This is a genomic window from Vibrio sp. 1978 (assembly GCF_033344345.1).
In genome coordinates this window covers 1-530 of record NZ_JAWPOP010000958.1, presented here as the reverse complement: position 1 = coordinate 530, position 530 = coordinate 1, and the positions used below count along the sequence as shown (strand labels likewise).

The 530-nt window shown below is 48.1% G+C and carries 1 protein-coding gene and 1 pseudogene; both read right to left on the bottom strand.

Features of this window, described 5'->3' with window-relative positions; genetic code table 11:
* A pseudogene (locus tag R8N49_RS30080) lies at positions 1–160 on the bottom strand (type II secretion system minor pseudopilin GspK); the annotation flags it as partial.
* Positions 153–530: type II secretion system minor pseudopilin GspJ (gspJ, locus tag R8N49_RS30075; RefSeq protein WP_318190818.1), on the bottom strand; the 378-nt coding region annotated here is incomplete at its 5' end. The pseudogene R8N49_RS30080 and the gene gspJ, both read right to left, overlap by 8 nt.

Below are 530 nucleotides of genomic sequence, written 5' to 3'. Positions count from 1 at the left end.
CACCAACACTGTACCAATATGCTTGCTGGTAATGGATTTGGTTTGAACCGCGCTGAAACTGCAAAAACAAACGTTCAGACATGGTGGCAGCAATGGTCGCCATAATCGCCAACAACATCAGTACAATAATCAAAGCAACACCACGCTGACGATTAGCCATTGTTGTTGCCCTCCGATGCTTTGTTTCTTTCACTTTCCGCAAGCTTGCCATCTGGCGTTAGATACGTGCGCGCAATTTCACCGTAATCCTTCAACTTTAAGACAACTGAGACGGCTTTCGGCAACTCTTTATTGCTGTCCCACTCTTTCTTCCACTGTTTACCGTCATAAAAACGCATGTCGAAAGATTCCACCTGCGTCAGCAACGGAGTGACAATGCCTTCCTGCCCAACTGGGGTATCTGGATAACGCCACCAAACACGCTGCAAGGTTTCTTCTTTAACGCGATAGCCCACTTTAGTCACTTCACCACGCGGGAACTGTTGCTGCGGGTTATGCCAACCCACACGTGCAAACATTAGGCCTTTCGC